General features: G+C 48.4%; 21 protein-coding genes and 1 tRNA gene. 6 read left to right on the top strand and 16 right to left on the bottom strand.

Annotated features, from left to right (window positions below; all coding sequences use genetic code 11):
* Positions 1-27 precede the first annotated feature (27 nt).
* From nadE to U5K35_RS01900, 6 genes are all read left to right on the top strand, one after another.
* Positions 28-1,020, top strand: a complete 993-nt coding sequence (gene nadE, locus U5K35_RS01925; RefSeq protein ID WP_322569785.1) for an NAD(+) synthase — start codon at positions 28-30, stop codon at positions 1,018-1,020.
* Between the two features lie 61 nt (positions 1,021-1,081).
* Positions 1,082-2,539, top strand: coding sequence for a class I adenylate-forming enzyme family protein (locus U5K35_RS01920; RefSeq protein ID WP_322569784.1), 1,458 nt, complete (start codon positions 1,082-1,084; stop codon positions 2,537-2,539).
* A 357-nt stretch (positions 2,540-2,896) separates the two neighbouring features.
* Entirely contained in the window at positions 2,897-3,463 is a 567-nt protein-coding gene (locus tag U5K35_RS01915; protein WP_322569783.1) for a hypothetical protein, read from the top strand.
* A gap of 512 nt (positions 3,464-3,975) precedes the next feature.
* The gene (locus tag U5K35_RS01910; protein ID WP_322569782.1) at positions 3,976-4,377 is read left to right on the top strand and encodes a hypothetical protein; all 402 of its coding nucleotides are present in this window, start codon (positions 3,976-3,978) and stop codon (positions 4,375-4,377) included.
* Between the two features lie 1,307 nt (positions 4,378-5,684).
* A complete protein-coding gene (locus U5K35_RS01905; RefSeq protein ID WP_322569781.1) occupies positions 5,685-5,957 on the top strand; it encodes a hypothetical protein in 273 nt (90 codons plus the stop codon).
* Positions 5,958-6,333: 376 nt separating this feature from the next.
* Entirely contained in the window at positions 6,334-7,005 is a 672-nt protein-coding gene (locus U5K35_RS01900; protein ID WP_322569780.1) for a septal ring lytic transglycosylase RlpA family protein, read from the top strand.
* 608 nt (positions 7,006-7,613) lie between these two features.
* Here U5K35_RS01900 and U5K35_RS01895 read toward each other — a convergent pair.
* From U5K35_RS01895 to U5K35_RS01820, 16 genes are all read right to left on the bottom strand, one after another.
* Positions 7,614-7,688, bottom strand: a tRNA-Val gene (locus U5K35_RS01895).
* 737 nt (positions 7,689-8,425) lie between these two features.
* The gene (locus U5K35_RS01890) at positions 8,426-8,710 is read right to left on the bottom strand and encodes an Ig-like domain-containing protein (protein ID WP_322569854.1); all 285 of its coding nucleotides are present in this window, start codon (positions 8,708-8,710) and stop codon (positions 8,426-8,428) included.
* A gap of 315 nt (positions 8,711-9,025) precedes the next feature.
* Positions 9,026-9,298 (bottom strand): hypothetical protein, encoded by a 273-nt coding sequence (locus U5K35_RS01885; protein ID WP_322569779.1) that lies wholly within the window; start codon positions 9,296-9,298, stop codon positions 9,026-9,028.
* A 105-nt stretch (positions 9,299-9,403) separates the two neighbouring features.
* Positions 9,404-10,504, bottom strand: coding sequence for a carboxypeptidase-like regulatory domain-containing protein (locus tag U5K35_RS01880; RefSeq protein WP_322569778.1), 1,101 nt, complete (start codon positions 10,502-10,504; stop codon positions 9,404-9,406).
* A complete protein-coding gene (locus tag U5K35_RS01875; protein WP_322569777.1) occupies positions 10,501-12,735 on the bottom strand; it encodes a beta strand repeat-containing protein in 2,235 nt (744 codons plus the stop codon). The genes U5K35_RS01880 and U5K35_RS01875 overlap by 4 nt, the downstream gene beginning before the upstream one ends.
* Positions 12,736-12,839: 104 nt before the next feature.
* Positions 12,840-13,133, bottom strand: coding sequence for a hypothetical protein (locus tag U5K35_RS01870; RefSeq protein ID WP_322569776.1), 294 nt, complete (start codon positions 13,131-13,133; stop codon positions 12,840-12,842).
* 117 nt (positions 13,134-13,250) lie between these two features.
* Positions 13,251-13,811, bottom strand: coding sequence for a filamin/ABP280 repeat domain-containing protein (locus U5K35_RS01865; protein ID WP_322569775.1), 561 nt, complete (start codon positions 13,809-13,811; stop codon positions 13,251-13,253).
* Between the two features lie 128 nt (positions 13,812-13,939).
* Entirely contained in the window at positions 13,940-15,220 is a 1,281-nt protein-coding gene (locus tag U5K35_RS01860) for an invasin domain 3-containing protein (RefSeq protein ID WP_322569774.1), read from the bottom strand.
* 8 nt (positions 15,221-15,228) lie between these two features.
* Positions 15,229-15,804, bottom strand: a complete 576-nt coding sequence (locus U5K35_RS01855) for an invasin domain 3-containing protein (protein WP_322569773.1) — start codon at positions 15,802-15,804, stop codon at positions 15,229-15,231.
* A gap of 47 nt (positions 15,805-15,851) precedes the next feature.
* Entirely contained in the window at positions 15,852-16,229 is a 378-nt protein-coding gene (locus tag U5K35_RS01850; RefSeq protein ID WP_322569772.1) for a hypothetical protein, read from the bottom strand.
* A 121-nt stretch (positions 16,230-16,350) separates the two neighbouring features.
* Entirely contained in the window at positions 16,351-16,482 is a 132-nt protein-coding gene (locus U5K35_RS01845; protein ID WP_322569771.1) for a hypothetical protein, read from the bottom strand.
* Between the two features lie 142 nt (positions 16,483-16,624).
* On the bottom strand, positions 16,625-16,801 hold the full coding sequence (locus U5K35_RS01840; protein WP_322569770.1) for a hypothetical protein: 177 nt from the start codon (positions 16,799-16,801) through the stop codon (positions 16,625-16,627).
* Positions 16,802-17,110: 309 nt separating this feature from the next.
* Positions 17,111-17,284 carry a hypothetical protein gene (locus tag U5K35_RS01835; protein WP_322569769.1) on the bottom strand — a complete coding sequence of 58 codons (174 nt, stop codon included), beginning with the start codon at positions 17,282-17,284 and terminating at the stop codon, positions 17,111-17,113.
* Positions 17,285-17,461: 177 nt separating this feature from the next.
* Positions 17,462-17,866 carry a filamin/ABP280 repeat domain-containing protein gene (locus U5K35_RS01830; RefSeq protein WP_322569768.1) on the bottom strand — a complete coding sequence of 135 codons (405 nt, stop codon included), beginning with the start codon at positions 17,864-17,866 and terminating at the stop codon, positions 17,462-17,464.
* A gap of 117 nt (positions 17,867-17,983) precedes the next feature.
* On the bottom strand, positions 17,984-18,505 hold the full coding sequence (locus tag U5K35_RS01825; protein ID WP_322569767.1) for a hypothetical protein: 522 nt from the start codon (positions 18,503-18,505) through the stop codon (positions 17,984-17,986).
* A gap of 13 nt (positions 18,506-18,518) precedes the next feature.
* Positions 18,519-22,781: an Ig-like domain-containing protein gene (locus U5K35_RS01820; protein WP_322569766.1), complete on the bottom strand. Its 4,263-nt coding sequence runs from the start codon at positions 22,779-22,781 to the stop codon at positions 18,519-18,521.
* Positions 22,782-23,016 lie beyond the last annotated feature (235 nt).

Here is a 23,016-nt window from a genome sequence, read left to right as displayed (position 1 = left end):
AATTTCATCACAACAAACTAAAAAACAATGACTAAAAACAAACCTTTCTCAAAAGAGATCATCCTCCTCGAAAACGTCGAAGAAGTTGCCGACAACATCATCAAGCAAATCCAAACCGATGTAAACAAAAATCTCAAACGATTTGGCGGTGTGGTAGGTATAAGTGGAGGAATTGACTCTTCTGTTTGCATGGCACTGGCAGCAAAAGCCTTAGGGCCCGATAATGTTTTGGGTGTTATGCTTCCGGAGCACGATTCAAGTCCCGACAGTGAGATGCTTGCTCAGGAGCTGGCAGACAAATTCGGTGTTAAAGCAATCAAAGAAGATATAACCGGAGCCCTCAAAGGTTTCGGATGTTATGAACGCAGGGATGAAGCGGCAAAACGTGTATTCCCGGAGTATGATCCGGAAACATGGAAGATGAAAATTGGCGTAAGACAGAGTGGATTGTACAATAACCTGCCTCCTATCTTCTCACTTACCATCATCGATAAAGATGGTAATGAGAAAGACAAGATCTTACATACCAAAGAATATTTACAGATTGTGGCAGCCTCAAATTTCAAGCAACGTTCAAGAATGTCTATGCTGTATTATCATGCCGAAGCATTGCATTATGCAGTTATCGGAACACCGAACAAGCATGAGCAGGAACAGGGATTTTTCGTAAAATATGGTGATGGCGGCGCTGACGTAATGCCTATCGGAAATCTTTATAAGACTCAGGTTTACCAATTGGCAGAATATCTCGGAATACCCGAAAAAATAATAGAAAGAACTCCCACAACCGATACCTACTCAGCTGAGCAAAGCCAGGAAGAATTTTTCTATCAATTGCCGTTTAATTTAATGGATATTTATTGGTATGGTTTTGAAAATGGATATGATCCCGCGGAAGTGGCTGAGGTTATGGATGAAACAGAAGATCGGGTTAAGGCACTTTTTAGAAATTTCGAACGAAAGCAACGAACCACGGAATATCTTAGGATGTCACCGGTTAGAAGTTATTATCAGAGTTAAGAGAATAGAACGCTGATGGCGAGTCTCCGTTATCAGCGTTCTATAATGTTAGTCTTGTACCATGAATTCATTCGACTACTTTTTAGAAAATACCTATCAACTTAGTAAGCCATTCTTACTGGGAAAGGAAGAAACCACATTTAAAGAGCTCTACAATGATTCCCTAAGCTTGGCCACATGGCTCCGAAATGAATTCGGTCAAAATAAATACATTCCTGTCATTTCGGTAAACAACAGGTTTTTTCTGATTACATACCTTGCAATTTTAAAATCCGGAAACATCTGCATTCCCCTTGATCCTGCAATTGAAGAAAAGAATTTTGAATACATTACCGATTTAATAGATCCGGCGCTGATTTTTCTGACAAATGATATTAAACAAAAGCTTCCCTTGGATGGATACCGTTGTATGGATCAGAAAGAGCTGGCGGAATTGAAAACGCCTGAGACTTTATTGGAAGCTGAACCGGATTATGACCGGGAGAAATGCGCAGAGATCATTTTTACTTCCGGTTCTACCGGTAAACCCAAAGGAGTTATGCTATCGCATAAGAATCTTATTGCCAACACGGGTTCTATTATTGAGTACCTTAAGCTGGATTATAACGACAGGATGCTGGTGGTTCTTCCTTTTTATTATTGCTATGGGCTGTCACTGCTACATACACATCTTAGAGTGGGCGGATCCATTGTGCTGAACAACTCCTTTATCTTCATGGGAACAATCATCAAAAATTTACTGGATTATGAATGTACGGGATTTGCGGGTGTACCCAGTCATTTCCAAATCCTGTTACGAAAATCTGACACGTTTAAACAGACGCACTTTCCAAATTTGAAGTATGTCACCCAAGCGGGAGGGAAATTGGCAACGGTCTTTATTGATGAATTCATCAAAAGTCACCCTGATATTAATTTTTTCGTAATGTACGGGCAAACGGAGGCCACCGCCCGGCTCTCCTATCTCCCCCCTGAATTGTATAAGCAGAAGAAAGGATCCATGGGAAATGGAATGCCCGGTGTGGAACTGAAAGTGGTTAATGATTCCGGGGAAGAGATCAAGCCCGGAGAAATTGGCGAGGTGAAGGCCAGGGGAGATAATATCATGATCGGGTATTTTGCCGATGAACAAAGAACCCAGCAAGCCTTGCGAAACGGTTGGCTGTATACCGGTGATCTTGGAACGGTAGATGAGGATGGATATATCTACATTACTGCCAGGAAGAAGGAGATTATAAAGGTGGGAGGTAAAAGAATTAGTCCAAAGGAAATTGAAGCTGTAATTTTGCAAATACCCGAAGTTCTGGACTGTTCAATTGAGGGGATTGAAAGTGAAATACAGGGTGAGGCTTTAAAAGCAACAGTTGTTGTCAATAATGGTTCAGATAAGACTATAACAGAGGAAACTATAAAACAGCACTGTGTGAAACATCTAGCGCTTTTCAAAGTCCCTCATATTTATGAATTCAAGGACAGAATTACGATTAGTGCTACCGGAAAAAAAACTAAGAACTCTTAGTTTTTGTATTAGAATTAATTTATAAGATTAACCAATATACGTACTATGGTTTTCCAAAATTCCTTATAAATAACTTTAAATAAAGCTTCTTTTAGCCCCCCCCTCCCTATTATCTGATCATCAATGTGTCGGGGCCTTTAACCAGTTGCCCCAGTTGTGATATACCATTCAAAAATTAAATTAAAATAACTGCGATTAGCTCCAATAGTCTCTAATATTGATTAAGTAAATACACCAAATTTAACTATCATCTTTAGAGCAAATTTCATGATTAATCGGAACAATTACAGTTTTATATTTCCATTCTTAATGTCATTAGTGATTACATCATGCACAGATGTTTCAACCCAATCTGCTTTGGAAGATTCACTTGAAACAGTTGAAGAAGTTTCACTTATATCCGAAACCTCAAATACCTCAATTACGGTTAACAAAAGCGATGAAAGTTATTTCCGAATTGAATTCTCCGGCATAGGTACAAATGACATTATTACCAACGGTGAAAGAGAGGGATGGTGTATTGATTGGCAAAAGCCCATAAATGCATCCAATAGTACTTATGAAAACATTCCACTCTACTCTACTTACAATGTTGAGAGCTGGAAACCCATTAACTATCTGTTTAACATTGTTGATGACCTTCATAGCTCAATGCCGGAAATGACCTATCTTGAAATTCAGCTCGCTGTGTGGACACTTAGAGGAAACCCGGAGTTCGATGTAGCAACCATAGATCCTGAAAATTCACCTTCAGGTATCTTCCGTGACGGACAGCCTCTTTTTAACATGGAAGTATTGGAAGAAATCCTTGAGATAGTGGAAGCCGGTTATAAAACTTACGAACCCGGTGAGAACTCAAGGTTTGCTGTAATCGCAGCCACTCCGGCCGATGTTCAAACAGTGATTACTGTAGTAGAGAAGTAAGCTTTAGATAGTTCCTATTTCAACCGAGTGTCATTCAGACAGGATCAACCAAAATGCCCCATGACTACGGCATTCTATACTACGAGCACTTTTCTTACACCACAGATTGGAACCTGTGGCTGTAATGTTTGCTATGGCTACACCAGATTTGCTAACAATCCAAAACATATGAGAAGCAGACTTATCCATTTTCGATTTCAGCCTTGATAGATGTTTAACAATCGGAGTTATTATGCCTGATTCCGACTCAGTGTCGCTAGATACGACCAACTTTGCGTACCCGCAATTTAATTTTTTGAATAACGCTCATATGATATATGCCCAACCCGCAAAATATTAGAAGCATATTATTAGATACAATTAACTTTTTCTTGGCCTACATATTTTATAGTATAAACTTATCAGGCAAATTGAGTGATTTGCTTTAGGTAAAATCAACTAAAAATTTATGGGAGAACAATATGTTAACCAGGGGTATACTAGCATTTCTATTTTTATTTATAGCATCAGTTTTGGCATTTACAGCCTGTGAAGTCACTTCTGAGGAGGGACTTAATGAGTCTCTTGATCCAGTACCAAATGTCACGAAGATTGAGGGAGCTGAAAATGTTGCCATCACGGTCAATCGCGGATCTACCAGTAATTTTAATATTGACATCCAGAATGTTGAGTGGAACACATTGATTTCGAATGGCGAGCGGGAAGCTTACTGTATAGCCTGGAAAGACCCGATTTCAAGCAACAACGCTATATATGACGGAGTTGGTATTTATTCCACAGAAGATGATGAACAGTTTAAAGACGTCAATCGCCTTTTTACAATCAAGGACGCACTACTTAAAGCCGATCCCGAAATTACCTGGCGCGAAATTCAGGTAGCGGTTTGGTCAATTAGTTCCATTTCAGGAGTTTGACATGAACATGCCTGTTGACGAGCTGCCGTCAGAGGTTGTTTCAAATGGTCAGATAAATTTCGACAAAGAAAAAGTTCAATTTATTATCGACGCCGTATAAGGAAGGAAACACAGCTAAAACTGCAGAATTTTCCGGCACATCAGATCTCTGGTTTGGCGGTAAGGATAAAACAATGTGCGTAATTGGCACAAGCGAAGAGTACTCAAACTCTTATAACTACAGTGTGATGAAACTGCTTTTGCTTATGGCGGCAACTACGATTCCAACCATTGGGGAATTGCGGGAATCCCCTGGGGTTTAGAAGGTTACGCAAACTGTTTCCCAGCAGAATTAAGCCTCACATCTGCCAGATGGGGCTGGACATAATGGAAAGCTTGAAGAAGGTCAATATTCATTTCCCTCTTATATGCCGGAGCAGGTCTCTGTAATCTTGTCGAAAGGACAGTATTCAGGTGACGTTAAGATCGACTACAGTGATGGAAAAATGACCGTTACATTCTCTGCTGCTGAGGGTACTTCTTTTGAGGAAACTCATCTGCATGCGAGTAATGACCCATTGCCTAAAATTGAGAAGTGGAAAAATTTCCGTTGCACCCGGCCAGTATTCCAGCAATGATAACGTAACTTCAAGTTCTGATACCGAAATCGTTTATGAAGTTGATGGCCTTTCCGGCCAAGTTTATGTTATCGCTCATGCAGTAATGACGGGCTATGAGTCCTCTAACTAAGTGTAGAATAGGGTTTCAACTTTTAATTTAGAAAAAGGCTTTGAGTCTGCTTAGATCAAAGCCTTTTTTATGTTGCTGATCACTCTGATCAAACAATTTAATCAGGACAGATGAAATCAACTGAGCTTCTTAAGCTATTGGTATTCGACTTGAACTCGCTTCCACTCATCGTGATTATTCCAGCTTATTGAAGTGCTCCGTCTTGACATTAAATCCTTCTCCAGTAGATACCGCCTCTATCCTGCCCGGAGCTCCAAACCACACACTCTGTTCGGCGGGTAATTATTTGTTCGCTCTTATGCTATAAACAGTCAACACCCGCCGGGGTGATCCAGTCGAATATGCATAGTCTGATTATTCCCAGTTCACACTCCCCGTCTGCATACTGCCATTGCAGGTCTTGTTTAACGAAGCTTCAGCGAAGGAAAGCTGGCGGGTTAAAGTCGGTCATTTAATCATTTTTCGTTGGGTCATTTCCTCTTGTCCAACAGATCGCCTGCCCTCATTGATCGTCCCTCGTCATGGAGCTCTGCTCCGGGACAACATGTATACAGCTCTGCTGTACAAACCCATTTTGTATGGACTCCGCCTCTACCTTGCCCGGAGCTTCAAACCACGCACCCAATTTGGCGGATTATTATTTAATCATGGCTGATTCTATAAACAGAACACCCGCTGGGGTGATTCCCAAATCGCAATTCAGCTGTTCGTCGTTCGATTATTCGCAGTCCAAATTATTCCCTTGCAATGATTCGATAATTAGAAATATAGCCGGAGGAATAGGTGGCAGTAAACTTCTTCGTCGCGGTGCACCGTTCCGGGATGAGAAACATGCAGCTCTGCTGAATTAAAACAGTCTTTCTGTACCATGCCTACGGCATTCTACACAATTATCACATATCCTATACCACAGGTTGAAACCTGTGGCTATGATGTTCACCATGGCTACGCCATTTGGGTTTTTGCTGGCAGGTAATGGTAACATGTCATCTTTCGCACTGATATTGATAACAAATATGAGGGACTCGCAATCATGACAGGAACTAAAGTGTCGTCAGACACGACCAACATTGTAGCCCCCACAATTCATTGTGGGTGATAAAGATTTCCCACCCTGAACAAGTGCCGTACGGCACGTACCATATGATGAATCACATATTAAAATCTAACTATTGCAGATTTTACTTTATTTTTAGCAAGGATTAATCCATCATTACACAAGCTCTTATGAAATCACTTCTACGAATAATATTTATTTACCCGGTTTTGGGTTATTTGCTACTAGTGCTTTGTGCGTGCAACGGTGAAAGATCCATCGAAGATGGCGATCAAGAGAACCCCGCAAATGAAATACTGCAAACCGGTAAGGCGAGCTGGTATGGTCCGGGGTTTGACGGTCGCCTCACTTCCAGCCGTGAACGGTTCGACAAAGATGCTCTTACCGCTGCCCATCGGACGCTTCCTTTCGATACCATAGTAGAGGTTGTAAATACAGAAAATAACAAATCGGTGGAAGTGCGAATCAACGATCGCGGGCCCTATGCACAAGACCGCATTATCGATCTTTCAAAAGCAGCAGCTGAGGATATTGACATGCTCGACAGAGGTGTAGCCGAAGTGGAACTGTTCCTGGTTGAAGCCGGCGCTACCATTCCGGAAAACCTGAACCACCCTACATACACCATTCAGGTGGGCGAGTATAATCTTGAAAACTATGCTGAACAGTTTGCTGAGTCGATTGGTGACGGTGTGCGAATTGAACAGCGTTTTATTCCCGATCGCGACAGACCCATTTTCATGATCTATTACGGAAACTACAACAGTATAGCCGATGCCAGAGAGGAACTGATGAAACTTGAGGAGCGTGGATTTGAGGGGCTGATCCGACAGATTAACTGACTAATCTAATCTTAATCACCAACTTCGTTTTCCGGTGATTGAATATAATCGACTCTCTGTATTTTCGCTCGTCATGGAGCTCCGCTCCAGACACGACAATCATGCAGCTCTGCTGCATAAATCCGTTCTGTTTGGACAGCGCCTCTATCCCTGACCGGAGCCCCAAACCACGCACTCTATTCGGCGGTTGATTTTTAACCATTTCTAATTCTATAAACAGGACACCCCGCTGGGGTGGTCTTCAAATCAGCAATTCAGCTTTTCGTCTTTCGGTTATTCACAGTTCAAATTATTCACGTCAAATAGTTCAATAATAAGAAAGGTAACCGGTAAAAAAGACCGCAAACTTCTTTGGAGATCAAAAAGCCCTGCAATTTTATTGCAAGGCTTTCATCTTAAGTGATTATGGTTGGATTCGAATCCCGATAAACACCATCGGGATTTCGCGTTACGCTCAACCTATGACCCTCCCGATTGTACTGCATCGGGATGCTCTAAACCAACCTGCCATCCGAAGCCTGGCACAGGGTGGCTGAGCTAACCTCGATTTAACTCAAATCTTAAAACAAAAAAAGCCTCACAACTATCGTTGCAAGGCTTTCTAAATGTGGGTGGTATAGGATTCGAACCTATGACCCCCTGCTTGTAAGGCAGGTGCTCTAAACCAACTGAGCTAACCACCCGAATTGTTTAACAGATCCCAAATATAAGAATGTTCTCAATTCAAAAAAATATTTTCTTTACCGTTTTGAAAAAATGTAAAGATGAACTGATCTGTAATATGAAATTAACTTTTCTATTTGAATAAATTACTGGAAATCAATCGTACAGGCTGATCGTCCAGGGTTACGCCGTCGGCGGTAATGGCTACGCGTGACTGTCTCAGCGGCAGCGTTGGTGACCGTCAACTCGTATAGACACCGGCGCGTGGCTGTCACCACTCACCGTGCTCGACGTCGCGTTGAGCTGCCCACATCCACAGCAAAGTCCATATCAGCCAGACCGTAATCTACATTGCCAAATCACATCCGCCAGGGTGATGCGTCACCGTTGAGGCATCGGTACCATCTGCCGTGTGCCGGACTCGTCGCCGTAGCTGAGGAGGCCGAGGCGCTTACTGCCCCGCATCCACATCAAAAGTGTTCGAGGTAGCATTAATCGTTCCATCCTCGGCCGTGATCGTCTGGCCGGTTCCTGCATCGGTTACCTCCACATCCAGCGTGGCCACTCCGGCGGTAAAGTTCGCCGTGCCCGGGGTGATCGTCCCGGCCGTAGTGCTCAGGGTAGCCGTACCGCTATAGCCCGTCGCTGTGTTTCCGCTACCATCCTGGGCTGTAATCGTGATTCAAAGGTGTACCCGCTGTTTGCGGGGAGCCAATCGTATCAATACTGTCAGCTCGATGCCGTTCCCGCCTCAAAATCAACATCCGACAGTACCTACTGCCGCTCCACTGTTATCACTACCCAAATACCCCGTCACCGTAATTGTGTTGGCATCTACAGAAGTGAGGGTAGCCGTGGCCTGCCCGGAGGCGTCTGTGAGTTCACTGGACCTGCACTCAGCGTCCCGCCGGTTCCACGCGGTGATCTCAAAAAAGACATCCTCACCTTCCAGCAGGTTACCGCCACCATCACGAACGGTAATCGTCAGCGTCGAAACATCGGTTCCGTTGGCAGTCAGTCCGCTCACAGGATCGGCTCCAATTTCTGAGCTTCGCTATCGGCATCGCCGGACTCCGCCTCAGCCGTAAAACTTACCGTGGACGTACTCCAGTCCGCATCCACCCCATAGGTGCCTACCTTTGTCGCCCAGGGTCAGCGTGCTCGCCTGCCTGCCCGTTCGTCCGGTAACAACCGAGGCTGCACTCGGCTCTGCCCGGCCGCATCCGTTGGCGTTGCCACTATACTAAAGCCGACCGTCTCCCCGGATACCGGATTGCCAAACCCATCCACCACTTCCACCACAAACGGTAAAGAAAGAGTTTGGTTGATTTGTGCACTCTGGCCTGAGCCGGAAACTTCATTCAGCGCCGCTCACCGATGCCGCGGTCACCTCAAATGGATCTGAATCCACATTGGCCACACCCGCCGCATCCGCATCAAAGGTAATCGTATACCCCGTACCGGCGGTCTCTATCACCAAATTCCCAAATTCGGCAATCCCGCTGCCGTTGGTCGTTACTACAACCGTGCTGGTTGCCGTAAAATCATTGCTGCTTAAAATGGCCGTCACATTTACACCGCTCACCGGGTTGGTTCCGTCAGTCACCTCAACGGCCGGAGCCCGGAGCAATCGCTTCTCCGGCTGTGGTTGACGTGGGCTGCTGGGTGATGCTCATCTCTGAGGCTGCACCAGCCTGGAATTCAATCGCTTCGCTGGTCATCCAGGGTCACCCAGTCAGCGGTAATGCACCACAGTGACTGTCTCGATGGTCGTGTTGGTGACCGTAAACTCATAGGTGCCGGCCGTGGCCGTCTCAGTGACCGTGCCCGCCACCGCGTTAGTGCCCACGTTCACAGTAAAGTCCGTATCCGTAAGACCAGTAATTTCATTGCCAAACACATCCGTCGGTGTGATGGTTACCGTTGAGGCATCGCTACCATCCGCCGTATGTGGACTCGTCGCATTAGCTGTGGAACCCGAGGCGCTTACTGCCGCAGGATCTACAGTAAAACTGTTCGAGGTAATATCAGCCAGACCCGTTGCACTAAACACCAGCGTATAGGTATCGGCCGTTTCAATAACCAGGTCACTGAATGTTGCAATACCCGAAGCATCGGTGGCAACCGTGGTTGTTCCCCCGTCAAATACATAGCTGCCCTGCTCGCTTACCGTCACATCCACTCCGCTCACCGGATTGCCTCCCGCATCAACCACCGTAACCGCCGGCGGACCGGCAATCGCAGCGCCCGCTGTCGTTGCTGAAGGCTGTGTGGTTACACTCATCGCCGAGGCATCGCCGGACTCCGCATCCGCTGTAAAGTTCACCGTGGAAGTACTCCAGTCCGCATCCACCCCATAGGTGCCCACCTTGTCGCCCAGGGTCAGCGTGCTCGCTGCCTGCCCATTGGCACCGGTAACAACCGAGGCTGCACTCAGGCTCTGCCCGGCCGCATCCGTTGGCGTTGCCACAATACTAAAGCCGACCGTCTCCCCGGATACCGGATTGCCAAACCCATCCACAACCTCCACCACAAACGGTGAAGTAAGAGTTTGGTTGATTTGTGCACTCTGGCCCGATCCGGAGACTTCATTCAGCGCCGATGCCGCGGCTGCCGTCACATCAAAACTCGCAGAGACCACATCAGCCACACCCGCCGCGTCCGCATCAAAGGTAATTGTATACCCCGTACCGGCAGTCTCTATCACCAGGTTCTCAAACTCCGCAATCCCGCTGCCATCGGTGGTTGCCGCAACCGTGCTGGTCGCTGTAAAATCATTGCTGCTTAAAATCGCCGTCACATTCACCCCGCTCACCGGGTTCGTTCCGTCGGTCACCTCAACCGCCGGCGCCAGGAGCAATCGCTTCTCCGGCTGTGGTTGACGATGGGCTGCTGGGTGATGCTCATCTCGGAGGCCGCTCCCGCCTGGAAATCTATCGTTGGCTGATCATCCAGGGTCACACCGTCGGCAGTAATCACTACCGTAACTGTCTCAACGGTGGTGTTTGTAACCGTAAACTCATAGGTGCCCTCGGTGACTGTCTCACTTACCGTGCCCGCCGTCGCATTGACGCCCACATCCACGGTAAAGTCCCCATCAACCAGACCACTGATCTCGTTGCCAAACCCATCCGTCAGGGTCACCGTTACCGTCGAGGCATCGCTGCCATCCGCCGTATGCGGACTCGTCGCCGTGGCCGAAGAGGCCGAGGCGCTTACCCCAGCCGGGTCTACAGTAAAAGCATTACTGGTTTGGTTGGTTACACTTGTTGCTGCAAATACAAGGTTGTACTGATCCACTGTTTCTATTGAAAGATTGTCGAAGGTTGCAAATCCGAAAGCATTTGTATTCACGGTTGTGGTACTGCCGGTCGTGAAAGATGCTCCTCCCTGTTCAGTGACTGTGACACTAATGCCCGGAACCGGATTATCAAACTCGTCATCAATACGAACAGCAGGCGGCCCCTCAATCAACTGACCCGCAACAGATGTTTCGGGCTGCGTTGTAATAACCATCAGATCAGGATCAGCCGCTGTGAAATTTATCACCGGCGTGTTGTCGAGCGTGGTGCCTGTAGCTGTAACCGTAACCGTAACCTCTTCAGCCACAGTATTTGCTACATCAAACGTATAAGTGCCACCGGTTGCAGTTTCTGTAATTGTACCTGCTGTTCCGCTATTACTCACACTGATATTGAAATCACTGCTGACCAGTCCCGTTATCGGATTGTCACTGCCATCCCTTACTTCCACCGTCACTTCACTGTTAGTGCCGGCCTGAAGAGTTGTTGGATTGGCCGTCACCGTTGAGTTCGATGCGCTTACATCGCTGGTGGTCACATCACTTGAATAGGGACTACCGGAGATTTCGATTGTATTCAGTGTAATGGTAATATCGTCCGTTCCTATCGTTTCAGGCGTATAAGATGTTGAATAGGACCCGTCCAGATTGTCCGTAATTGAAGTAAATGTTGCACCGCTATTCGGCCCGTTCGTCACACTTGCGGACAAATTGCTTCCAGTACCTATAACTTGGTTATTAAATGAATCCAGTACAGTAATCGTGATATCCGTAGGTTCTCCGGCAGCTCCATTTGGAACATCCGCTGTGGTGTTGGATGCATTCCCGGCTGCAGCGATCACATCAAATTCAACAGAACCTGCATTCGGAACCCCGGCAGCATCTGCATTGAAAACCAGCTGATAGGTATTTGCTGTCTCTATCATCAGGTCGGTAAATGAGGCGTTTCCGGAACCGTCTGTACTGACCGTGAGGGTTCCACCATCAAAGGTATAACCGCCCCTTTCGCTTACCGTTACATTTATACCCTGAACACCATTGCCAACATCATCGGTTACAGTAACCGCAGGTGCAGGAGTAATATCCTCACCCGCCGTGGTTTCTGAGGGCTGGGTGGTTACAGTCATTTGTGAGGCGCCCCCGATTTGGGCCTCAGCTGTGAAAGTGACGGGCGTCAGGGCTCCCGATGACGCATCAACGGTGTAAGTTCCCGGGGTATCTCCCACTGTCAGCAGGGTGGACGCTTGCCCCGCTGCATCCGTCAGTATCGACGCCTGGCTTACACTCTGTCCGGAAGCACCCGTTGGCACTTGATCAATGGCAAAGTCAACGGTTTCTCCCGCCACGGGGTTACCAAACTCATCGGAAATCTGTACCACAAACGGATCGGCAAGAGCCTCACTCACGGTTTCGGTCTGGTTATTACCGCTTTGAATCTCAAGCGATGCCGCATCGGCAGCGGTAAAGGTGATGGACGGGCTATCAGTCAGCGTAACGCCATTGGCAGCTACCGATACCGTAACGGATTCTGCCACGGTATTATTCACTGCAAAGGAATAGGTGCCATCTGAAGTTGGTTCTGAAACCGCGCCGGCTGTCGCTGAACCGGTCAGGCCAATGGTAAAGTCTGTCTCCGCCAATCCGCTTACCGGGTTGTTGCTGCCATCGCGAAGGTCAATGGTCACCGTTGAAGCATTTCCTGCCTGCAGAGTTGCCGGATCTGCCGTCACCGTTGAGTTGTCCGCATCCACGCCGCCGCTTTGCACATCAAAGGCATTGGAAGTGCCTGTGACGGTTCCATCGGTTGCCGTGATGGTTTGATCTGTTCCCGCTTCGCTAACGGATAACGTCCAGCGTTACCTGTCCGCTGCTAAAGGTCGTTGTGGCTCGGAGTGATGGCTCCCGCTGTTGTGGACAGGCCGGGCGAACCGGAATATCCGGTAGCGCGGTTCTCAAATTCATCCTGTGCCTCAATCGTAATGCTGAATGGCTGTCCCGCGGTCTGTGGAGTTGAGATCGTACTGATTACAAAACTATCGGCTGCACCGGGCTCTGCGGTTGCTGTAAATACCACCAATCCTGCCACACCGGCATCGGCATTCACCGTATAGGTTCCCGCTTCGGTCACCGAGCGTAAGCAGTGATGAAGCTTCGCCAGACGCATCCGTTGTGGTATTCGTTACGCTCAGTGCCTGTCCTGTTGCACCGGCAGGAGTCTGGTCGACTGCAAAATCTACCGTATGGCCACTCACCGGATTACCAAATGTGTCTTCAACTCGAATCACAAATGGCTCAGCCAGATCGGCGGCAACCGTACCGGTTTGATTATCGCCGGAAACGGAAACCGTTTCAGAAGCAGCCGCCGGAACCACATCAAATTCCTGGAAACAGCATCTTCAGACACACCTACGGCGTTAAATTCCATGATGTAGGCACCGGCCGTGTTGATCACCAGGTCGCTGAAGGTAGCAATACCACTGCCGTCGGAATTCACAGAAGTTGTTCCGCTATCGAAGTTTCCACTCTGCAGTCCCGCAATAACTTCAACACCTGATACCGCGTTGGAGAGGTTATCGGTCACAAGTGCAGCAGGCGGCCCTGCAATCGGCTGACCTGCTATCGTCTGTTGAGGCTGTGTATCCACGGCTACATTTTCAGCATCACTTGTGATCACATTACTGGTATAGGGACTGCCTGCAATAGCCACTCCGCTCAAGCTAATGGCAATTTCATCTGTACCGGTTGTTGTAGGAGTGTAACCGGTTGTATAAATACCGTTACCGTCATCACTGATCGGATCTACGGTTGCACCGTTATTGGCACCACTGACACTTACCGACAAATTATCGGTCTCACCAGTTACTCGATTTCCAAATTCATCTTCAACCGTGATCGTAATATCCGTTTGATCCCCGGCAGAACCATTGGGTACGGATGCCGTGGTGGCACTGGCTTCAGGTGCTGCCGGTATTACGTCAAAAGCAACGGTTGACCTACCTGTCCGGATGCTGTAAATACCAGGTTATAACTATCTGCCTCATTAATCACCAGATCACTAAATGTAGCTTCTCCCGATGAGTTCGAAGTTAAAGTTAGTGTACCGCCGGCAAATGTCTGACCACTCTGTTCCGATACGGTTATTCCCACACCGGGTACCCTGTTGTCAAACTCATCCAGCAGTCTTGCCTTTGGAGGCCCTGCAATAAATTCTCCGGCCACAGTGGTTCCCGGCTGATCAGGTATTGCCACAAGGGCCACATCTCCGGCTTCGAATGTTATTTCAGGAGTGTCATCAAGGGTTACGCCATCAGCAGTTACGGTTACTGTAACAATTTCTGCACTTTCGTTTTGTACCGTAAACTGATAGGTGCCAGTACTTATTTCACTCACAGTACCGGATATAGCATCTCCGCTTTCACTTATCGTGAAATCAGAATTAACCAGTCCGCCAATCGGGTTGTTGCTGCCATCGCGTAATTCAATGGTAATGGTTGAACTGCTGCCCGCCTGCAGTGTGGCGGGATTTGCAGTAACGGTGGAAACGGAGGCACTGATATCACTGGTTGTTACTTCACTGGTGAACGGGCTACCGGGAATTTGGGATCCGTTCAGGGTAATCTCAATATTGTCTGTTCCGGTACCGGTTGGAGTGTAGCTTGACGTATACTCGCCGGGCGTTCCTGATTCACTTACAGCAGGAGTATCTGAGTTGGCACCGCTGACTGTAACGTTCAGCTGCCCGGCCGCTCCGCTTACAGGATTATTAAATTCATCTTCAAGAGTTATCGTTATATTCGTTGTATTACCGGCAATACCATTTGGAACAACACCCACGGTATTTGCAAGTTCTGCTCCTGCTGCGGTTACATTAAACGAATTTGAAGTCACATCATCCACTCCGGATGCATTTGCATTGAAAACCAGGGAATAGCTGTCTGCCGACTGTATTACCAGATCACCGAAGGAAGCTATTCCAGAAGCATCCGTGCTAACCGTAAGAGTTCCTGCATCAAATGCATACCCGCCCTGTTCACTGACGGTCACGTCTATTCCTGCTACCGGGTTGCCGATGTTATCCGTCACTTCAACGGCAGGCGCCGGAGCGATTACCTCACCCGCTGTGGTTTCTGAAGGCTGGGTGGTTACGGTCATTTGTGAAGCATCCCCAATTTGGGCCTCAGCTGTGAACGTGACAGTCGTCAAGGTTCCGGATGACGCATCTACGGTGTAGGTGCCGGGAGTATCTCCCAAGAGTTAAATCAGTTGGATGCCTCGCCAAACTCGTCTGTTTGTACCGATGTCTGACTTAAACTTTGTCCGTTGGCACCCATTGGCACTTGATCAATGGCAAAGTCCACCGTTTCTCCTTCCACCGGATTACCATACTGATCGGTAATCTGTACCACAAACGGATCGGCAAGAGCCTCACTCACCGTTCCGGTCTGGTTATTCCCGCTTTGAATGTCCAGTGATGCCGCATCGGCAGCGGTGAACGTGATGGACGGGCTATCAGTGAGCGTAACGCCGCCTGCAGCTACCGTTACCGTCACGGATTCTGCAACGGTATTATTCACTGCAAAGGAATAGGTGCCATCTGTAGCTGTTTCTGAAACCGTGCCGGCTGTCGCTGAACCGGTCAGCCCGATGGTAAAGTCTGTATCGGTGAGGCCGCTTACCGGGTTGTTGCTGCCATCGCGCAGGTCAATAGTCACAGTAGACGCGCTTCCCGCCTGCAGAGTTACCGGATCTGCCGTCACCGCTGAGTTATCCGCATCCACGCCGCCGCTTTGCACATCAAAGGTATTGGATGTGCCTGTGATGGTTCCATCGGTCACCGTGATGGTTTGATCTGTTCCCGCTTCGCTTACGGATACATCCAGCGTTACCTGTCCGCTGCTGAAGGTCGCTGTGGCCGGAGTGATGGTTCCCGCTGTTGTGGACAGGCCGGGCGAACCGGAATATCCGGTAGCGCGGTTCTCAAATTCATCCTGCGCCTCAATCGTAATGCTGAATGGCTGTCCCGCTGATCTGTGGAGTTGAGATCGTACTGAATACCGAAACTATCGGCTGCACCCGGCTCCGCGGTTGCTGTAAATACCACCAATCCTGCCGTACCGGCATCGGCGTTCGCCGTATAGGTTCCGCTATCGGTTCCCGAGCGTAAGCAGTGTTGAAGCTTCTCCTGACGCCATCCGTTGTCGGTATTCGTTACACTCAGTGCCTGCCCTGCTGCACCGGCGGGAGTCTCGATCGACTGCAAAATCTACCGTATGGCCACTTCACGGATTGCCAAATGTGTCTTCAACCCGAATCACAAATGGCTCAGCCAGATCGGCTAGCAACCGTACCCGGTTTGATTATCGCCGGAAACGGAAACCGTTTCAGAAGCAGCCGCCGGAATACACATCAAATTCCTGGGAAACAGCATCTTCAGACACACCTACGGCGTTAAATTCCATGATGTAGGCACCGGCCGTGTTGATCACCAGGTCGCTGAAGGATAGCGATACCACTGCCGTCGGTAATTCAGCAGAAGCTGTTCCGCTATCGAAGTTTCCACTCTGCAGTCCCGCAATAACTTCAACACCTGATACCGCGACTTGGAGAGGTTATCGGTCACAAGTGCAGCAGGAGGCCCTGCAATCGGCTGACCTGCTATCGTCTGTCGTAGGCTGTGTATCCTACGCTCACATTTTCTGCATCACTTGTGATCACATTACTGGTATAGGGACTGCCGGACAATCGCCATCGCCAGTCAAGCGTAATGGCAATTTCATCTGTACCTGCTGTTGTTGGGAGTGTAACCGGTTGTATCAATGCCGTTACCGTCATCACTAATCGGATTTAACGGTTGCACCGTCATTGGCACCACTGACACTGTCCACAACAGGTTATCGGCCTCACCAGTTAACTCGATTTCCAAATTCATCTTCAACCGTGATCGTAATATCCGTTTGATCCCCGGCAGAACCGTTGGGAACCGGATGCCGTGGTTGGCGCCGGCTCGGGCGCGTGCTGGTATTACGTCAAAAGCAACGGATGATACCTACCTGTCCGGATGCTGTAAATACCAGGTTATAACTACCTAGCCTGATTGATCACCAGATCACTAAATGTAGCTTCTCACCGATGAGTTTGAAGTTAATGTAAGTGTACCGCCTGCAAATGATCTGACTCACTCTGTTCCGATACGGTTATTTCCACACCGGTTACCCTGTTGTCAAACTCATCCAGCAGTCTTGCCTTTGGAGGCCCTGCAATAAATTCTCCGGCCACAGTGGTTCCCGGCTGATCAGGTATTGCCACAAGAGCCACATCTCCGGCTTCGAATGTAATTTCAGGAGCATCATCAAGTGTAACACCTGCAACGGTTACGGTTACCGTTGAACTAGTCTTTCTGCAGTTTCATTTTGTACCGTAAACTGGTAGGTGCCAGTACTTATTTCACTCACAGTACCGGATATATCATCTCCGCTTTCGCTTATCGTGAAATCAGAGATTATCCAGTCCGCCAATCGGATTATTGCTTCCATCCCTGACTTCAACCGTAACCGTCGAACTGTTGCCCGCCTGCAGTGTGGCGGGATTTGCAGTAACGTTGGAAACGGAGGCACTGATATCACTGGTTGTTACTTCACTGGTGAACGGACTACCGGGAATTTGAGATCCGTTCAGGGTAATCTCAATATTGTCTGTTCCGGTACTGGTTGGAGTATAACTTGACGTATACTCACCGGGCGTTCCTGATTCACTTACAGCAGGAGTATCTGAGTTGGCGCCGCTGACTGTAACGTCCAGCTGCCCGGCCGCTCCGCTTACAGGATTATTAAATTCGTCTTCAAGGGTTATGGATATATTCGTTGTATTACCGGCAATACCATTTGGAACAACACCCACGGTATTTGCAAGATTTGCAGCAGCAGCGGTAAAGGTGATGGACGGGCTATCAGTCGAGCGTAACGCCGTCTGGCAGCTACCGTTACCGTCACGGATTCTGCCACGGTATTATCTACACTAAACGAATAAGTGCCTGCCGTAGCCTTCTGTCACGGTTCCGTCCGTCGCTGATCCCGTCAGTCCGATGGTAAAGTCTGTATCGGTGAGGCCGCTGACCGGGTTGTTGCTGCCATCGCGAAGGTCAATGGTCACCGTTGAAGCATTTCCTGCCTGCAGAGTTGCCGGATCTGCCGCTACGGTTGAGTTGTCCGCATCCACGCCGCCGCTCTGCACATCAAAGGTATTGGATGTGCCTGTGACGGTTCCATCGGTTGCCGTGATGGTCTGACCTGTTCCCGCTTCGCTAACGGTAACGTCCAGTGTTACCTGTCCGCTGCTGAAGGTCGCTGTGGCCGGAGTGATGGTTCCTGCTGTTGTACTGAGTTCAGGTGTCCCTGCGTAGCCGGTAGCAATATTACCCTGCGAATCCGTTGCCTCAATTGTAATTGAGAAAGCTTGACCGGCCGTCTGCGGGCTGGTGATTGTATTAAACTCAAAGTCCGTTGCACTGCCTGCAGCTGCATTAGCCGTAAAGGACACAGAACCAACCCCGCTAAGGGCTGCTGAAACCGTGTACGATCCCGCAATGGTTCCCAGTGTCAGTATAGAAGAGGCTTCGCCGGATGCATCCGTTTGAACTATCTCCTGGCTCAGACATCTCCCCTGAAGCTCCCGCAGGTGAATTCGTTATTTCAAATTCAACAGTTTCATTCTGAACAGGATTGCCAAATGAGTCGGTGACTCTGACAACGAAGGGTTCACTGAGGGTTTCCGTAACAACACCCGACTGGTTATTTCCTGATACAAGATTTATGGACGATGCAGCGGCAGGCACGACATCAAAAAGATCAGATACAGCATTATCGGTAACACCGATCGCATTAAATTCAAGAGAATAGTTTCCGGATTCGTTAACAGTCAGGTCATTAAATTCGGCGATTCCGGATCCATCCGTCAGCAACGTGGTTGTACCGGAGGCAATAGTACCGCCCTGCAGAGATACGACCACTTCAACACCTTCAACAGGATTTGCGAGGTTATCCGTTACCAAAACAGACGGCGGCCCGACGATCACCTGGCCGGCTACAGTCTCCTGAGGCTGTGTTGTAACTTCTACAGCATCCGCATCGCTTGTAATCACATCGCTTGAATATGGACTGCCGGCAATGGCCGTACCATTCAGTTCAATACTGATCTGATCTGTACCGGTACTTTCCGGCGTATAACCGGTTGTGTAAACACCATTCCCATCATCGGTTATCGTATTTACTGAGGCACCCGCATTGGCCCCGCTAACCGTAACTGACAGATTTCCGGCCTCTCCGCTTACCCGGTTGCCGAATTCATCATTAACTGTAATCGTAATATCTGTTACATCACCGGCCGCTCCGTTGGGTACCAAAGCTGTCGTGGAAGCCGGGTCCGCAGCAGCTGGAATTACGTCAAAAGCATTGGAAGTGATGACCAGCCCGCCGGCCGCCGTGAAAACAATATTATATCTGCCGGCATCTGTGATCACTGCATTTTCAAACGCAGCAATACCGGATGAATTCGTAGAAACGGTTAAGTCTCCTCCCACAAATTCCTGACCGCCCTGCTCGGAGATGGTAACGTCAATATCGGGTACAGGATTATTAAAGGAATCCCTGAGCAATATGGCCGGCGTGCCCGCTACCGGTTCACCCGCAACCGTCTCAGCCGGTTGTGAGGTGATGGTTATCTGAGACGCCGTTCCTGCAACAAACGTAATTGCAGGGGTGTCATCAAGAGTTACCCCTTGTGCTGTTACCGTAACCGTGACCTGCTGAGCCGTCGTGTTGTTCACATTAAACTCGTAGGTTCCGGATACGGATTCACTAATGGATCCCACAGACGCATTCCCTGATACATCGATACTAAAATCAGCGTTGTTCAATCCGCCAATCGGATTGTTGCTTCCATCACGAAGTTCAACAGTTATCGTAGAAGCGTTGCCCACAACCAATTCAGAAGGTGTTGCCGATACGGTGGATACAGATGCACTGATATCACTTACGGTTACTTCGCTTGTAAACGGGCTGCCCTGGATCGGAGTACCCTGCAGTGCAATTGAGATATCATCCGTACCTGCATTTTCCGGGGTATAGATTGCCGTATACTCACCGGTAGTGCCTGTCTCGCTTACAGATGGCGAAGCGCTGTTATCTCCCGTAACCGTTACGGACAGATCTCCTGCGACTCCACTCACAGGATTATCAAAAGTATCCTGTACGTTTATGGTGATCGTGGTTGGTTCTCCTGCTGCACCATCAGGCACAGTTGCTGTTGTATTTCCGGCATCGGCTTCTGCAGCTGTTATATCAAATGGATTCGATGTTGCATCGTCTACTCCGGAAGCATCGGCACTAAATACCAGTGTGTAATCAGTACCTGCAGTTTCAATTACCAGGTCATCAAATTCGGCAATACCCGAACTGTTGCTGGTTACGGTTAGTGTTCCGGAATCGAACAGATATCCACCTTGTTCAGCTACGGAAACATCCACTCCTTCAATCGGATTACCGGCGGCATCTGTTACTTCAACCTGCGGAGCAGGAGAAATGCTTGAACCGGCTACAGTTTCAGATGGCTGCAGTAATACAGAGAGATCTGAAACTGCACCTAACTCGGCTGTGGCAGTGAAAGTCACTTCACCGGCAGCACCGGCCGTTGTTGTAACTTCGTACGTTCCCGGTGTTGTTCCCAGGGTAAGAGTTGAAGAAGCCTCTCCACCGCTGTTGGTAACAACAGACTCTTCACTTAAGCTCTGACCTACTGCAGCCGGTGGTGTATTTGTAATTTCAAACGTCACATTATGCCCTTCAACGGGGTTTCCGAACTGATCTGTAACCCGGACTGTAAAAGGATTGTCGAGCGGCTGAGCCACGGTTCCGGTTTGATTGTTACCGGATTGAATTGCGATTTCATCGGCATCGCCGGCAAGGAAGGTAATTTCCGGTTTTTGTGAAAGGGTAACTGACTCGGCAACTACTGTAAGAATAATAGACCCGGCCGTAGTACTGCTGATATTCGTGGTGTAGACACCTGATGTTCCATCTTCAGTAATTGTACCGGCTGATGCAGTCCCCAGACCAGATATCTCTATCTCTTCTTCCATCCCCGTAACCGGGTTATCCAGGTTATCGCGGAGTGTAATGGTCAGAACGGAGCTGTTTCCAACTTCCAGTTCTGTGGGATCAGCTGCTACCGAAGAGTTCGCTGAACTCACCGAACTTGTGATTACACTGCTCGTAAACGGGCTTCCGGAAATGGCCGAACTGCCCAGCAATATTTCAATTTGATCGGAACCACTGGATGTCGGGGTATATCCTGTTGTGTATAAGCCGTTGCCCTCATCAGTAATAGTCTCAAATGAAGCTCCCGTATTATCACCTGAAACCACCTCAACAGAGAGTCCGGAAGCCGCTCCTTCAACCCCGTTTCCAAATTGATCGCGCACATTTATTTCAAGTTCAGTAAGCTCACCGGCAACACCATCGGGAACCTCTGCGGTTGTATTGCCTGCTGAGGCGGCTGCAGAAGTCACCTCAAAAAGGTTCGAGTTCAGTGTTGGCAGCTCATCCCCTTCCGGATCAAACGTAAGCCTGTAATCGCTCGCTGCGACGTTGATAACCAGGTTGGGAAATGACGCAATTCCGTTGGTATCGGTATTCGCATCAACTGTACTGCCCGGGGTAAAATTATTTTGATTCAGGGATACTGTTACCGTAACCCCGCTTACCGGTTCTCCGAAACCGTCGAGCAGCGTAACGGCAGGCGCGGGTGAAATTTCCGTTCCCGCCGTGGTTTCACCCGGCTGCGTGGAAATTGTGAACTCTGCTGATCCCTCTTCCTCAAATTCAGCGGTTACGGACTTGTCGCTGTCCATGGTCAGCGTAACCTGGTTATCGGTTTCATTAAGATCACCCTGCCATCGTGCAAACCTCCATCCTGATTCCGGCGTTGCGGTCAGTGTCACCTCTGTGCCATCGGGATAGGCGGTAAGATCCGGATCGGCAGTCACTGAACCCTGCCCTGTTACAGTAACCGAAAGTGTAAACTCTTCAATATTCTCTTCAACAAAAACCGCGGTGATGTTTTTATCCTCATCCACCTCAATATCCACCGGATTTTCACTGCCTGTCAGGTCACCCTCCCAGCGATCAAACACCCAACCTTCGGCCGGTTCTGCGGTAAGACGATAAGTGGCCACGACTTGATTCGCGGTCATCCGAGGCTGTATCTGTACTCGCTCCTGCGACTGACCCTGTGGCGAATCCAGGTCCCGCTGATCAAGACGACGGAGCTCGTCTGAACTCTTGTCGCGTAAGCCGGTATCATTTTTCTGAATCTCCCCTTCACTCTTTACGTCAGCCGGGGAGGAAGTCTGTGTGCTTTCTTTCCCTTCTGTTTTTATAGCCTCCTGATCGATGATTTCCTGCGTGACAGATCCTTCACCTACCACGTTTATATTTAGCTGAAACTGAAGCTCTGAAAAGAGAGCGGTAATGTTCAAGTCCCGGCTGATAAACAGCACTGCAGGGTTCTGGCTTCCCGTTAAGTCGCCCTGCCACTCTTCAAACAGAAATCCTTCGGAGGGTTCGGCTAACAAATCAATACGCGTACCATCTACGAATTCACCGCCCCGGGGAGTCACTGTACCGCCATTTTCCGGGTTTACATTTGTGGTAAGCGTGTAATTATCAGGAAGAGAATCGTCGAAAGGTGAGGTGGATGTATCACAGCTGAATGTGAAAATGGTTACAAAAATCACAACCGTAAACAATAATCTTCGCATCTAAATCTCCCCAAAAAGCCTTTTTTGATATTAGATCAATTGTCTCTCTGCCGGAATTCTCTTTTTCCCGCATTGGATTCCTCAATTGATTCTACTAGTAGATCTTTTATATAACAATTTGAGCTTTTTTATGCTGATTAGATTGCTCTAATTGATGATATTTTGACCAAGCACGCATCTTCCGTTTCGCTTGATAAGAAATAGAGTTTTATCAATAAGGATTTAACAGCAAACA

This window comes from Rhodohalobacter sp. (assembly GCF_034521535.1).
Lineage (GTDB): Bacteria > Bacteroidota > Rhodothermia > Balneolales > Balneolaceae > Rhodohalobacter.
This window is presented reverse-complemented; position numbering and strand designations above follow the sequence as displayed.

Bases quoted from the DNA above. Each gene is read 5' to 3' on its own strand.
- nadE (WP_322569785.1), top strand. From the start codon at position 28: ATGACTAAAAACAAACCTTTCTCAAAAGAGATCATCCTCCTCGAAAAC.
- U5K35_RS01820 (WP_322569766.1), bottom strand. From the start codon at position 22,781: ATGCGAAGATTATTGTTTACGGTTGTGATTTTTGTAACCATTTTCACA.
- U5K35_RS01840 (WP_322569770.1), bottom strand. From the start codon at position 16,801: ATGACGGTAACGGCATTGATACAACCGGTTACACTCCCAACAACAGCA.
- U5K35_RS01920 (WP_322569784.1), top strand. From the start codon at position 1,082: ATGAATTCATTCGACTACTTTTTAGAAAATACCTATCAACTTAGTAAG.
- U5K35_RS01905 (WP_322569781.1), top strand. From the start codon at position 5,685: ATGGACTCCGCCTCTACCTTGCCCGGAGCTTCAAACCACGCACCCAAT.
- U5K35_RS01870 (WP_322569776.1), bottom strand. From the start codon at position 13,133: ATGCGTCTGGCGAAGCTTCATCACTGCTTACGCTCGGTGACCGAAGCG.
- U5K35_RS01900 (WP_322569780.1), top strand. From the start codon at position 6,334: ATGAAATCACTTCTACGAATAATATTTATTTACCCGGTTTTGGGTTAT.